Origin of the sequence: Aeromonas sp. 95A (assembly GCF_051919235.1) — a bacterium.
Classification (GTDB): Bacteria; Pseudomonadota; Gammaproteobacteria; order Enterobacterales; family Aeromonadaceae; genus Aeromonas; species Aeromonas veronii.
On record NZ_JBQBFC010000001.1, the window covers coordinates 929,692 to 942,504 of the forward strand.

General features: G+C 62.4%; 12 protein-coding genes. 8 read left to right on the forward strand and 4 right to left on the reverse strand.

Annotated features, from left to right (window positions below):
- Positions 1–142 precede the first annotated feature (142 nt).
- Positions 143–1,051, forward strand: coding sequence for a LysR substrate-binding domain-containing protein (locus tag ACTG2U_RS04090; RefSeq protein ID WP_108540706.1), 909 nt, complete (start codon positions 143–145; stop codon positions 1,049–1,051).
- Between the two features lie 6 nt (positions 1,052–1,057).
- Here the strand turns inward: ACTG2U_RS04090 and ACTG2U_RS04095 are convergent, their stop codons facing one another.
- Positions 1,058–1,993: a LysR substrate-binding domain-containing protein gene (locus tag ACTG2U_RS04095; RefSeq protein WP_258720248.1), complete on the reverse strand. Its 936-nt coding sequence runs from the start codon at positions 1,991–1,993 to the stop codon at positions 1,058–1,060.
- A gap of 192 nt (positions 1,994–2,185) precedes the next feature.
- Between ACTG2U_RS04095 and ACTG2U_RS04100 the strand changes: the two genes are divergently transcribed.
- The 4 genes from ACTG2U_RS04100 (at position 2,186) to ACTG2U_RS04115 (ending at position 6,141) form a co-directional block, all read left to right on the forward strand.
- Complete coding sequence (locus tag ACTG2U_RS04100; RefSeq protein ID WP_204483708.1) at positions 2,186–2,923, forward strand: isochorismatase family protein; 738 nt, start codon at positions 2,186–2,188, stop codon at positions 2,921–2,923.
- 59 nt (positions 2,924–2,982) lie between these two features.
- A complete protein-coding gene (locus ACTG2U_RS04105; RefSeq protein ID WP_279498161.1) occupies positions 2,983–3,882 on the forward strand; it encodes a pirin family protein in 900 nt (299 codons plus the stop codon).
- Positions 3,879–5,138, forward strand: coding sequence for an MFS transporter (locus ACTG2U_RS04110; RefSeq protein ID WP_376890763.1), 1,260 nt, complete (start codon positions 3,879–3,881; stop codon positions 5,136–5,138). Before ACTG2U_RS04105 ends, ACTG2U_RS04110 begins: the two co-directional genes overlap by 4 nt.
- Positions 5,139–5,238: 100 nt before the next feature.
- Positions 5,239–6,141 (forward strand): LysR family transcriptional regulator, encoded by a 903-nt coding sequence (locus tag ACTG2U_RS04115; RefSeq protein ID WP_274160940.1) that lies wholly within the window; start codon positions 5,239–5,241, stop codon positions 6,139–6,141.
- Positions 6,142–6,265: 124 nt separating this feature from the next.
- Here ACTG2U_RS04115 and ACTG2U_RS04120 read toward each other — a convergent pair whose 3' ends face one another.
- Positions 6,266–7,156, reverse strand: a complete 891-nt coding sequence (locus tag ACTG2U_RS04120) for a LysR family transcriptional regulator (RefSeq protein WP_236375646.1) — start codon at positions 7,154–7,156, stop codon at positions 6,266–6,268.
- A 101-nt stretch (positions 7,157–7,257) separates the two neighbouring features.
- Between ACTG2U_RS04120 and ACTG2U_RS04125 the strand changes: the two genes are divergently transcribed.
- The 3 genes from ACTG2U_RS04125 (at position 7,258) to ACTG2U_RS04135 (ending at position 10,655) form a co-directional block, all read left to right on the forward strand.
- Complete coding sequence (locus ACTG2U_RS04125) at positions 7,258–7,896, forward strand: NAD(P)-dependent oxidoreductase (protein ID WP_115521834.1); 639 nt, start codon at positions 7,258–7,260, stop codon at positions 7,894–7,896.
- Between the two features lie 425 nt (positions 7,897–8,321).
- Positions 8,322–9,359, forward strand: coding sequence for an isopenicillin N synthase family dioxygenase (locus ACTG2U_RS04130; protein ID WP_439974082.1), 1,038 nt, complete (start codon positions 8,322–8,324; stop codon positions 9,357–9,359).
- Positions 9,360–9,491: 132 nt separating this feature from the next.
- Positions 9,492–10,655 carry a trans-sulfuration enzyme family protein gene (locus ACTG2U_RS04135; protein WP_439974083.1) on the forward strand — a complete coding sequence of 388 codons (1,164 nt, stop codon included), beginning with the start codon at positions 9,492–9,494 and terminating at the stop codon, positions 10,653–10,655.
- 112 nt (positions 10,656–10,767) lie between these two features.
- Here the strand turns inward: ACTG2U_RS04135 and ACTG2U_RS04140 are convergent, their stop codons facing one another.
- Both ACTG2U_RS04140 and ACTG2U_RS04145 read right to left on the reverse strand, forming a co-directional pair.
- Complete coding sequence (locus ACTG2U_RS04140) at positions 10,768–12,432, reverse strand: AMP-binding protein (protein ID WP_274160938.1); 1,665 nt, start codon at positions 12,430–12,432, stop codon at positions 10,768–10,770.
- Positions 12,433–12,530: 98 nt separating this feature from the next.
- Positions 12,531–12,809, reverse strand: a complete 279-nt coding sequence (locus tag ACTG2U_RS04145; protein ID WP_005333639.1) for a YfcL family protein — start codon at positions 12,807–12,809, stop codon at positions 12,531–12,533.
- Positions 12,810–12,813 lie beyond the last annotated feature (4 nt).

A 12,813-nucleotide genomic window follows, 5' to 3' on the forward strand; every position in this document is an offset into this window, starting at 1 on the left:
TCAACTGACCGCCGAACAGGTTCACCGCGAGGATACAGAGGCCGATTTTTACAGGTGCAAGAGGTGCCGGAGTCAAGAAGCGGAGCAGGCCACCGCCGACCGTAACCTCAGCGCCAGACGCAATCTCACAAGGAGCCATCTTATGGCAGTGCCAAGCAATGCAGGGATAGAGATCAAACACTTGAAAACATTGACCGCGCTGGCCGAGCAGGGCTCGCTGGCCGGTGCGGCGCTGACCCTCAACCTTACCCAGTCCGCCCTCTCCCACCAGCTCAAAGAGCTGGAGACCCGCCTCAATCTGGAGCTCTACCTGCGCAAAAGCCGCCCGCTGGTACTGACCGCAGCCGGCAGCCAGCTGCTCGCCCTCGCCCGTCAGGTACTGCCCGCCCTGGCCCAGACCGAGAAACAGTTGCAAGCCCTGCAGAGCGGCGATGCGGGCAGGCTGCATCTGGCGCTCGATTGCCACAGCTGCATCCAGTGGCTGCTGCCGCTGTTGCCGGAATTTCGCCGCCAGTGGCCTGGGGTGGATCTGGAGGTGGAGTCGGTGCCGGGCTTTGATGCCATCAATGCCCTGCTAGGCGGCCAGCTCGACCTGCTGCTCACCTCGGACGTGCAGGCCCGCGGCGATCTCCACTTCGAGCCGCTGTTTGCTTTTGATCTGACTCTGGTGATGGCACCGGATCATCCCCTCTGCCACCGGAGCCACATCGAGCCGGGCGATCTGGGGGCGGAGGTGCTGCTGGTCTATCCGGTGGAGCGCAGCCGCATGGATATCTTCAGCCGCTTTTTGCAACCCGCCGGGGTGGAGCCCGCCCGCTGCAAGCCGGTGGACAACACCTCGGTGATGCTGCAGATGGCCGCCGCCGGCCTCGGGGTTGCCGCCTTGCCGCGCTGGGCCAGCGACGAGTTTGTCAGACAGGGGATGCTCTGCGCCCGCCCCCTCGGCAGCGGTATTCGTCGCCATATGTATGGCGCGGTGCGGGCCGCCGATCGGGATCAAGCCTGCCTGCAGAGCCTGTTCGAGCGCATTCGCCGCAAGATGGAGGGATAGCCCTCCTCAGCGTGGCTGACCGACCTCTGCCAGCAGTGCAGGCAACTGCACCTTGATAAAGTCGATGAGGGCCCTGACCGCCGGTGACAGACCGCGCCGCGCGGGATAGAGCATCACCAGCTTGCCATCTTTGGGACGCCACTCGGGTAGCAGTTGTTGCAGCCGCCCATCCGCCAGCTCATTCACGCAGGCGTAAAGTGGCAAGCCCACCATCCCGAGCCCCGCCAGCGCCGCCTGTTTGAGGGTTTGCACATTGTCGCTGCGCAGCAGCACATTGACCGCCACTTCCTCACTCTCCCCGCTATCGTGCCGCAGCCGCAACAGATCGGCCTGACGCTCCAGCGAGCTGAAGAGCAGGGCATCCTCTCCCTCCAGCTGGCGTGGATGCGCCAGCGCATTGTGGCGCGAGAGCCACGCCGGGGTCGCCAGCACGCCCCACTGCACCATACAGAGCGGCACCTGCACCAGGCTGGAGGGGGGCTGCTCGAAGGCCACCCCGCGGATCACCACATCCAGCCCCTCCTCCAGCAGATCCACCTGCCGGTTGCTGGCTTGCACGGCGAGCCTCACCTTGGGGTATTGCGCCATAAAAGCGGGCAACAAGCGGGCAAGCAGCGCATCGGCCATGGTAATGGGCACGCTGATCCGCACCAGACCGCTCGGCTCCTGCTGCCGTTGCCGCACAGCCGCCTCTCCCGCCTGCGCTTCGGCCAACATCGCCTGACAGTGGCGATAGAGCACCTCACCGGCATCGGTCAGGCTGAGTTGACGCGAGGTACGTTGCAGCAGCCGGGTATCCAGCCGCTCCTCCAGCAGCCGGATCCGGCGCGAGATCCGCGACTTGGGCACGCCAAGCGCCCGCGCGGCGGCAGTGAATCCCTGTCGCTGCACCACATGGGTGAAGAGATAGAGATCATTCAAATCAAGTTCCAGTGGTGTCATCGAGTAGCCTTGGTCAGGGTGAGGTGCATTCACATCGTTCCACCAATAGAACGATAAGAACCTATTTCACCAGATTGTCGCCATTTTTGCAGCCATCATAATGGCCTTGTCCCCATCAGACGGTTGCTGCGCGGGCAATCCGCCCCACCAGCAAGGTCCGTTTGACTGTTCCGATATCACAAGGAGTTCACCATGAAACTGCGACAAATCTGCTCTGCCACCCTGCTCGGTCTGGCGACCCTGACCGCCACGCTGGCCACCACAGCGACACCGGCCATGGCCGCCGATGCTGCCAGCCATCCGACTGTATCACCCAACCGCTATCTGGAGATGCTCTCCCGAGACAATGCGGTACTGCTGCTGGTCGACCATCAGGTCGGCTTGTTGAGCGGCGTGCGCGACACCACGGTGGGCGAGCTCAAGCACAACGTGGTGGCGCTGGCCAACGCCGCCCGCGCCCTCGGCGTGCCGGTGATCGTGACCGCTACCATGCCCGATGGCATGTGGGGCCCCACCATGCCTGAACTGACCAGTGCCCTGCCGGATGTGAAGGTGATCAACCGCACCGTCATCAACGCCTGGGACGATCCTGCCGTGCGCGCCGCCATTGAGAAGACCGGCCGCAAACAGCTGATCATCGCCGGGGTATCCCTCGAGATCTGCGCCAGCTTCCCGGCCCTCTCTGCCAAGGCTGCCGGCTATGATGCCCGGGTGGTGCTCGACGCTTCCGGCACCTTCAACGAAGCCAAGCGCACCACTGGGCTGCAACGCTTGCTGGGGGCCGGTATCCCGGTCACCGACTACGCCTCCGCCGCGGTCGAGATGCTGCGCAGCAACGTCGATCCCAAGGCGCACGATGTCTACAGCGCCCTCGACATGCCTTTCGCTACCCTGGTGTGGCAGATGCAAGAAGGTGCCAAGAAGTCGTAACTCGCCCCGCCTTCGGTCAGATGACCGAAGGCTTCTTTTGTCTTCAAGAGGTTATATCGATGGCCAGACGCCTGACTCTCTCCGCCCCCGTCAAGGGCCAACCGCTGCGCATTGGCAGCGGCTTTGAAGCCAGCCATTTTGGCGAACACTTTTTCAACGGTCTGATAGACCCCGTGGTGATGGTGGATCACTTCCAGATGACCGCCCCCACCTTCGAGCCCCATCCCCACGCCGGGATCTCTGCCGTCACCTATCTGTTCGAGGATTCGAAGAGCCCCCACGTCAACTACGACTCCCTCGGCAATCAGGGCCCCATCGAACCGGGCGCGCTCCACTGGCTGGCGGCCGGGCGCGGGGCTGTACATACCGAGCAGCCGGAAGGGACATCGCCCTATGTCCACGCCCTGCAGATCTTCGTCAACCTGCCTGCCCGTCAAAAGATGATGTCGCCTTTTGCCGTCCACGCAGCCGCTGCCACCATCCCCGAGTTTCATGGCGAAGGGGTGCGAGTACGGGTGGTCGCAGGCCACAGCAACGGGATAACGGCGCCACACTCGGCAGAGCTGCCCCAACCCTTTACCCTGCTCGATGGCCATTGCGCGCCCGGCAGCCGCTTCACCCATCTGCTGGCGGCAGGCTGGAATGCCATGATCTATCCCCTGACCGGATCGCTGACCCTGCAGGCGGAGGGAGAGCGGCACCTCATCCCGGCAGGTCACGGGATGGGTGTCAGCCTCTCTGCCGATGGCGGCGAGGCGGTGGCACTGCAACTTGAGGCCACCGAGCCCTGCCACTTCGTGCTGCTCTCAGGCCAGGCGCTCAATGAACCCCTGGTCAAACATGGTCCCTTCGTCATGAACAGCCACGACGCCATTGCAGATCGGCTGCATGCCTATCAGCGCGGCGAATTTGGTCAGCTCAACGATGAGTGGCTGCGCAACGGCCAATATCGGCCATGAGCACGCTCGCTGGCCACCAGCCACAAAGCACGCGCTGGCCTCTGGTCTTCCTCGCCATTTTCGCCGGTGCCAGCGGCGCCCTCTGCCTTGGCAAAGTGCCCGCCGTACTCGGCATACTGCGCAGCGAGCTGGGGCTGACACTGGTCGAAGCCAGCTATCTCGCCTCGGCTTTCAATACGCTGGCGATCCTCTTCAGCCTCTTTCTCGGCCTGCTGCTGACTCGCTGGAGTGGGCGGCAAACCGGGGTTGTCGGGCTACTGGTTATCGTCACAGGCGGTGCGTTGGCGCTGCCCGCCACCGGGCTGGCCATGATGCTGCTGTCGCGCATTGTCGAGGGGATTGGCTTTTTGCTGGTCTCGGTGGCCATGCCCGCCTTTATCGTGGCGGTGACCCGGGAGGAGGATAAGCGACTGGCCATAAGCCTGTGGGCAGTCAACCTGCCCCTCGGGGCGGCGGCGGGTATGCTGCTCACCCCCTGGCTCACGGCGCAAGGTGGCTGGCGACTGGCCTGGCTGATCCTGATGATCCCGCAACTCTCTGCCCTGCTGCTTCTGCTCGCCAGTCGCTCGGCAGATAAACTGCGGGTCTGGGCACCCCAAAACTCGATCAACTCGGGCCACCCGCTGCGCCAGCTCACGGTGCTCCGGCAGAAGGCACTCTGGCGCTACGGGTTGGCGTTCACGCTCTACAGCCTGATGCTCTGGGCGCTCTTTGTCTGGCTGCCAACCATGTTGCAAGGCACTCCCGGGATTGGCCAAAGCCAGATTGCCCTGCTTTCGGCGCTGGCGGTGGTCGCCAATATTCCCGGCAACCTGATGGGGGCATGGCTGCTGCGCCGGGGCGTGGCACGAGATCGGCTCATCAGCTGGGCACTGGGCCTGATGGCGCTGTGCGGCATGCTCGCCTTCTGGCCCGGCCTGTCGCCGTGGTGGGCCTATGGGCTCTGCCTCGCCCTCTCCCTGGCGGGCGGAATGGCACCGCCGGCGATCCTCTCGTCTGCACAGGGAGTGAGTCAGGGGCCGGTGCAACTGGCCATCGTGCAGGGCTTTTTTGTCCAGCTCGCCAACTTCGGTCAGCTGCTTGGCCCCCTGTTGCTGGCGGCCCTGATGACGGACAGCGGCCATTGGGGAAGCGCTCGCTGGCTCTTTCTGGGCGGCTTGCTGCTGGTCGCGCTACTCTATGCCGCGGGCCACCTGCCGGGCTCAAGCATGACTGCAAAACAGGCTCGATCGCATTCGCGGCAAGATGGAAGATGACGAATAGAGAGGGAAACATCACAGTTATCGCAGGGAATACTGGCCGGACAAGAGGCTGTTCAGTATGTTAACTGTTTAATCATGCTTAACGGTAGCCACCATGTCTCAAGTCGATCTCAATCTCTTTCGCGTCCTCGATGCGGTGATCCGCTATGGTGGTGTCACCACGGCCGCCGAGATGATGGAGATGACCCCCTCGGCCATCAGCCAGGCCATCAGCCGCCTGACCAGCCTGGTGGGCGAGCCGCTGTTTGTCCGCCAGGGACGCGGCATCACCCCCACGGCGCGAGCGCTCAGTCTGCACCACGAGATCATGGTGCCGCTGCACGACATGGAGCGCAGCCTGCAGCGCACCGATCTCTTTGATCCCCAGACCAGTCGGCGCACTTTTCGCATCGCGGGGGTGCCCGATATCGATATCTTCTTCCTGCCGGAGCTCAACAACCTGCTGCAGACCCAAGCCCCCAACTGTCAGCTGGAGTGGAACACCCAGGTGCAGGACGAAGCCCTGCGCCAGAACAGCCTCTATCTGCACAGCGTGGATCTGGTGCTGGCCACCAAGCCGATGGCGGAGCAGGGGATCGAAAACGAGCAGATCATGTCCCAGGCCCTGCGCATCGCCTGTCGCAAGGCTCACCCCAGGATCCGCCAGGCCCCCGACATGGCCACCTTCTTCAACGAAAAGCACGTGGTATTGCAAACCAGGCGGCTCGACAGCTTGCTGCTCAACACCCTGACCAAGGCGCCGCTGCCGCCGCGCCAGATTGCCTACGAGAGCGACTCCCTGCTCACCGCCCTTCATCTGGTGAGTCGTACCGACTGGCTCTGCGTCGCCAGCCAGTGGCACATGGAGAAGCTGGGGCAGGCGCTGGATCTGGCCAGCTATCCCCTCCCCTGGCTCTCGGAGGATTGCCCCGTCTACATGAGTTGGCACAAGAGCTCCGGTCAGGATACCGGGCTTAATTGGCTCAAAGATCAGGTGCGGGCCGTCAGTTCGATTTAAGTATGCTTAACAGTCAAGCATGCCCATCTCCTCATCCGGGCTATCGCTCTTCTCGACAAACCGCCTTATGGATAATCCCCCTTCAGGATAATCGGGAGCCTTTTCTCAACCAGAAAGGCGCAGCTCATGACGACATCGTCGTGCCGAAATAGCTGCGCAGCGCCTCCACCACCCGCCGCACCTTCTCCGGGATCTCCCGCTGCGGCGTGATGGCGTGGATCTCCATCGGTGCCACCCGAAAACCGGGCAACAGTTCGAGCAGCCGCCCCTGCGCCAGATCCTCGCCAATCTCCCCCTCCGGCTGCAGCGAGATCCCCTGCCCAGCCAGCGCAAACTGGCGCAGGGGCAACACGTTATTGCAGAGCACCTTGGCCTTGAACCTCACCCTGTGCTCGCCCCCCTTTTCATCCTGCAGCAGCAAACCGTTGCCCAGCATGTCGCCGCAAAGCCAGTCGTGGGTGGCCAGATCGTCGGGCGTGCGCGGCGCTCCCTTGCGCGCCAGATAGGCGGGGGCGGCGCAGAGCAGCATCCGGGTCTGCCCCAGTTTGCGGGCCACCAGGGTCGAGTCAGGCAAGGTGCCGACCCGCAGCGCCACGTCGATCCGCTCGGCAATCAGATCCCGCTTCTCGTCATCGGCGATGATCTGGATGGTGAGGCCGGGGTGGGCCTGCAGCAGCGGTGAGAGGGCCAGAGCCAGCGGCTGGCCCGCCATCCCCACCGGGGCGGTGATCCGCACTTCCCCGAGCAGGGCGTCGCGCACCTCCGAGAGGCGCAGCTCGGTCTCGCTCAGAGTCTGCTGCAACGCCCGACACCCTTGCCACACCACCTCTCCCGCCTCGGTCAGACTGAGACGACGGGTGGAGCGATGGAGCAGGGGCAGTCCGAGCAGGCTCTCCAGCTGACTGATATGCTGACTGACGGCGGAGGGGGTCATGCCAAGGGATTTGGCTGCCCCTGTCATGCTGCCCGCTTCCACCACGGCGGCGAAGATGGCGTAACGTCTGAGCTGTTCCATTATTAAATCCAGCTTATAAGTGAATGCATTTTTGAGGTGATTATTAAATCATAAATGGCGGCGTAGGATAGCCCCATTCCAACAGTGAAGGAGAGTTCCCCATGAAGATTGCCCTGATCGGTGCCAGCGGTTTTGTCGGTTCAGCCATCCTGAACGAGGCCATCAGCCGCGGCCATCACGTCACCGCCATCGTCCGCGATGTCAGCAAGGTGGCCGCCCATCCGCAGGTCACCGCCGTGGCGGTGGATGCCCAAAACCCGCAGGCATTGGCCGAGGTGCTCAAGGGGCACGATCGGGTGATCAGCGCCTACAACCCGGGCTGGACCACACCGGATATCTACGACCAGTACCTCAAGGGCGCCAACGCGATCGTCGCAGCAGCCAAAGCGGCCAACAGCTGGCTGCTGGTAGTAGGTGGCGCCGGCAGTCTGGAGGTTGCCCCCGGCGTGCAACTGGTGGATACCCCTGAGTTTCCGGCCGAGTGGAAACAGGGGGCGCTGGCGGCCCGCGACGGTCTCACCGCCCTGCGTCATGAAACCACCCTCGACTGGCGCTTTGTCTCTCCCCCGGTGTTCCTCGAACCGGGCGAGAAGCGCGGCGGCTATCGGATTGGTGGCGATCAGGTGCTCTTTAGCGGCGAACAACCTGCCGGGATCACCGCCGGTGATCTGGCTGATGGTGTGCTGAACGAGGTCGAAAAACCGGCTCACCAGCGCCAGCGCTTTACCCTGGGTTACTGAGAGCCAGCAATCGGTTAAGGCCAGAATGCACGGTCACTCACCTACGCACCCGGTCAGGTGAACACCCGCTCAACCAGAAGGGAGGCATCCGCCTCCCTTCTGTTTTGGCCATTTTCTGTTTTGGTCATTTTTGCCGCTGGTAACTTACCTCTGGTTATCACTCTCCCCCTCATCGTTGCCCCTTTACCTCGCAATGGCTGCGCAAAAAACCTTCAGCCCATCAGGCGCCGAATTCCATTTCGAATTTTGTATATAAATAAGAATAATTTGTTGTTTCCGTCTTATAACACCGAACAGTAGCATCCCCTTTATCCCAGATGGCGCCACACTGTCGCGCCATCCCGTTTACCGCTTATCAGACCTGCCCGCACCAGAGGCAGCAGAAGAGATGGCGCCAGAGATAACGAAAGAGTGAGGAGGTGCACATGGAACATTCACCACTGCCGATCATCGATCTGGCTGCCCTCAAGGGGGCGCCCGAGGTACGTCGCCCTATGCTGGCCAGGCTGGCCGCGGCCGCCCGCGATGTGGGCTTTTTCTATCTGGTCGGCCACGGCTTGAGCAAGATTGAGATGCTAGAGACTCTGGCGCTGGCAGAGCGCTTCTTTGCCCTGCCGGAGCAGGAGAAGCTGACGGTGCAGATGGTCAACAGCCCCCACTTTCGCGGCTACAACCGGGTCGGTGCCGAGCTGACCCGCCAGCGGCCGGATCTGCGAGAGCAGTTCGATATCATGAATGAGGCGCAAGCCCTGCCTGCGGCCCTGACCCGTGCACCCTGGCAGCGGCTGATCGGCCCCAACCAGTGGCCGACCGCCCTGCCCGAGATGAAAGGCCATCTGCTGGCGTGGCAGGATCGGCTGAGCGATATCACCCTCACCCTGCTCGCCGCTTTTGCCGAGGTGTTGGAGCAACCGGCCAACGTGTTTGACGACAGTATTCGCGGCGCCCCCTATCAGCACATGAAGCTCATTCACTACCCGGGGCAAGAGGCGGGCGGCAGCAGTCAGGGGGTCGGCGCTCACAAGGATCCCGGCTACCTGACGCTGGTGATGCAGGACAATCACTCGGGGCTTGAGGTCGAGACGGCCAACGGCTGGATCTCCGCGCCCCCCCTGCCGGGAGCGCTGGTGGTCAATATCGGCGAGCTGCTGGAGCTAGCCTCCAACGGCTATCTCAAGGCGACCCTGCATCGGGTGGTGAGCCCGCCGTCCGGCGTATCGCGCCTCTCCTGCGCCTTCTTTATGGCGGCGCGGCTCGATGCCACCGTGCCACTGCTCAGCCTCTCCCCCGCGCTGGCAGCGCAGGCGCAAGGGCCGGAGAGTGACCCGACCAACCCGCTCTTTAATCAGGTGGGGGAGAACGTGCTGAAAGGGCGGCTGCGCTCCCACCCGGATGTGGCGGCCCGCCACTATGGGGAACCCGCTCGCCTCCCGCTCACTGAAAGCGAAGCGATACCGGCCTGAACAGCACCGAGATCCGCCGGCGGGTATATGCATAAGCCACAGCCGCGTGCACATACCCGCGCTGACAAACACAACAAGCAACGAACAACAAAACAAGTCATGGCCAGAGCCTGGCCATCACGGAGCAACACGATGAAATTCAAGACCATGAGCGTGCACAGCGGCCAGCGGATCGACCCACAGACCGGCGCCCTCACCACCCCGCTCTACCAGAGCAGCACCTTCAGCTACTTCAACGCCCAGGCGGGCAAGGAGCGTTTTGCAGGTCAAGCTCCCGGCTTTATCTACAGCCGCTTTGGCAACCCCACCACTGCCGAGCTGGAGCAGAAGCTGGCGGCGCTGGAAGGGGCTGACGAAGCGCTGGTGGTGGCGAGCGGCATGGCGGCGGTGAGCGCCATCATGTATGCCCTGGCCGACAGCGGCGATGAGGTAGCCTATATCGGCCCGCTCTACGGCGGCACCGATGCCTTCCTCAAACAAACCTTCAGCCGCGCCGGTATCAAGATCACCGCCTACGAGAGCGATCGGGATCTGCTGGCCAACATCCGCCCTGCTACCAAAGTGGTACTGTTCGAAACCCTGACCAACCCCACCCTCAAGGTGGTGGATCCGCGGCTGGTGGTGGAAGCGGCCCGCCAGGTGGGCGCCATTACGGTATGTGACAACACCTTCCTCACCCCCTACCTGCTGCGTCCGCTGGAACTCGGGGTCGATGTAGTGATGCACAGCGGCACCAAATATCTGGGCGGCCACGGCGACATCATCGCCGGGGTGGTGGCGGGCTCTCACGCCCTGATGAAGTCGATCCGCACCGTGGCCCTCAAGCATATCGGTTCTCCCATTGGCCCGCAGGAGGCCTACCTGCTGCAACGCGGGGTCAAGACCCTGCCGCTGCGGATGGATGCCCACCTGCACAATGCCCAGAAAGTGGCCGAGTTTCTGGCCGCCCACCCAGCAGTGAAGAAGGTGATCTACCCGGGGCTTGCCAGCCATCCGGGCCACGATGCCCTCGGCGCCTTTGCCAGCGGCTTTGGCGGCATGGTGAGTATTGAACTTGAAGGCGGGTTTGAACGCTGCGCCACCCTGCTCGATAACCTGCAACTATTCGTGCAGGCGGTGAGTCTGGGGGATCTCGAGAGTCTCGCTTGCCATCCGGCCAGTACCACCCACGCAGCCATGGACGAGGCGAGCCGCCTCGCCGCCGGGGTCAATGACGACCTCATCCGCTTCAGCATCGGGGTGGAAGATGCGGACGATCTGATCGCCGATCTGGCCGCCGCGCTGGCACAGATCTAACCGGGAGCACGCATCTCACTTGCCCGCCAAATGGCGGCGAGTGAGATGCCCAACAAACAACAACGGCCCATCAAGGGCCGTTGTTGTTTGTTAGGCTATGGAAAGACGGGATTTACTCCTCCCACACCACCACTTGGGATGAGGGCCAGCGATCCCCGACCTGGGCGTACTTTTGCTCCAGCAGGTGACGCTTGATCTTCATGGTGGGGGTCAGCACGCCGTTCTCGATATTCCAGGGTGTTTTCACTACCAGAATGCCGCGAATTTTGGCATGAGATTCCAGCTGATCGTTGACCCGAACCCGCGCCGCTTCCAGTCTGGCGTTGACCTCCTCCCGATTGCCCTTCATGGCACTCTCGGCCAGCTGCACCAGCGCAATGGGCTGCGGCATGCCGTAACCAATCACGCAGAGCTGTTCGATAATGGGCTCCTGCCCCAGCAGCCCCTCGATGGGCACCGGCGCCACATACTTGCCCTTGGCGGTCTTGAACACATCCTTCATCCGGCCGGTGATGGTGAGATAACCCTCCTTGTCCAGCTTGCCCATGTCGCCGGTGTGGAGCCACCCCTCGACATCGATGGCCTCGGCGCTGTGCTCGGGATCCTTGTAGTAACCCAGCATCATCCCTTCGCAGCGGCAGAGGATCTCCCCCTCGTCGGAGATCTTGATGGTCACTCCGATCCCCGCCTTACCGACGGTGCCGATCTTGTCGGCGCGGAACGGGTAGTTGATGGTGGAGTAGGCGTGGTTCTCGGTCATGCCCCAGGCTTCAGTCACCTTGAGGCCGATGCTCAGATACCACTCAAGCAGCGCAGGGGAGACAGGCGCGGAGCCGCAGCCGAGTACCCGGGCCTGATCCAGTCCCAACCCCTTTTGCAGCTTGCGTTTGATAAGGCCGGAGATAAGCGGGATCTTGAGCAGCAGTTCGAGTTTCTTCTGGGGCAGCTTCTCGTGGATCTTGATGCGGAACATGGCCCACAGTCGTGGCACCGAGATAAAGACGGTGGGACGGCAGCGTTTGACATCTTCAATAAAGGTGTCGAGGGATTCGGGAAAGGCGATGGTAGCGCCGCCATAGAGGCTGCCGCCGTAGATGTAGACCCGCTCGGTAATGTGGGCCAGCGGCAGGTAGGAGAAGCCCCGATCGGCCTGGCTCAGGCTCACCGTCTCCACCAGCTTCTCGCACGACCAGGCGTAACGCTCGACGCTCAGCATGGCCCCTTTCGGCTTGCCGGTACTGCCGGAGGTGTAGACCAGACTCAGCAGGGAGTCAGGGGCCTGCACCGGGCTGTCAGGGATCGGCTCGTGCGCTTCCAGCAGATCGTCCCACTGGTGGCTGGCCGGCATGGTGTCATAGGGGAAGGCGATGCGCAGCAGATCGGCGGGTACGCCCGCCTCCTGACTCTTCCAGTCATCCAGCTTGCCGACGAAGATCGCCTTGGCCTCGCTGTGGCGCAGCACATATTCGATGGTGTCGACGTTGGCAGTCGGGTAGATGGGCACGCTCACGTATTGCCCCATCTGCATCGCCAGATCGGCGATAAACCACTGGGCGCAATTCTTGGAGAGCAGCGCCACCTTGTCACCGGCCACCAGACCGAGGTGACGCAAGGCCGTCACCATCCGCCGCGCTTCATCGGCCACTTCACCCCAGGTGAAATCGACATATTCGCGGTTGATGGTTTGACGCAGGTAGGTTCGATCAGGACACTGCCGCTCCCAGTGATAGAGCATCTCGAGCGGCAGTTTATTGGCAATGCGTGAGGAGGAGGCCATAGTTTAATCCCTGAAACAAAAGGCGAAACTTATTATTAACCTTTCACTAACTTCAGGGGAAGAATAAACTCAAACTTCAGTTTGAATTGTGTATCCGATCAAGCTTCTGCGTCTTGTTGCAAACGACTCCACATCGCCTGCACCAGTTTTTCATCCTCTTCAGAAAGCTCACCTTGCAAGATCGCCTCGTTGAGGCTGCGCAGCACATAGCTCTTGACGTCCCGCACCAGGGTCTTGCCTTCCAGCTCGGCCCGGGCAACGGCCAATGAGATATGACCTCGCAGGTAACCCCCCGCAAACAGCTCATCGTCGGTCGCGGTGGCAACCATGCTGTCGATCAGTCCCAACAACTTGTGCTCAAAATCGTGAATCGTCATGTAA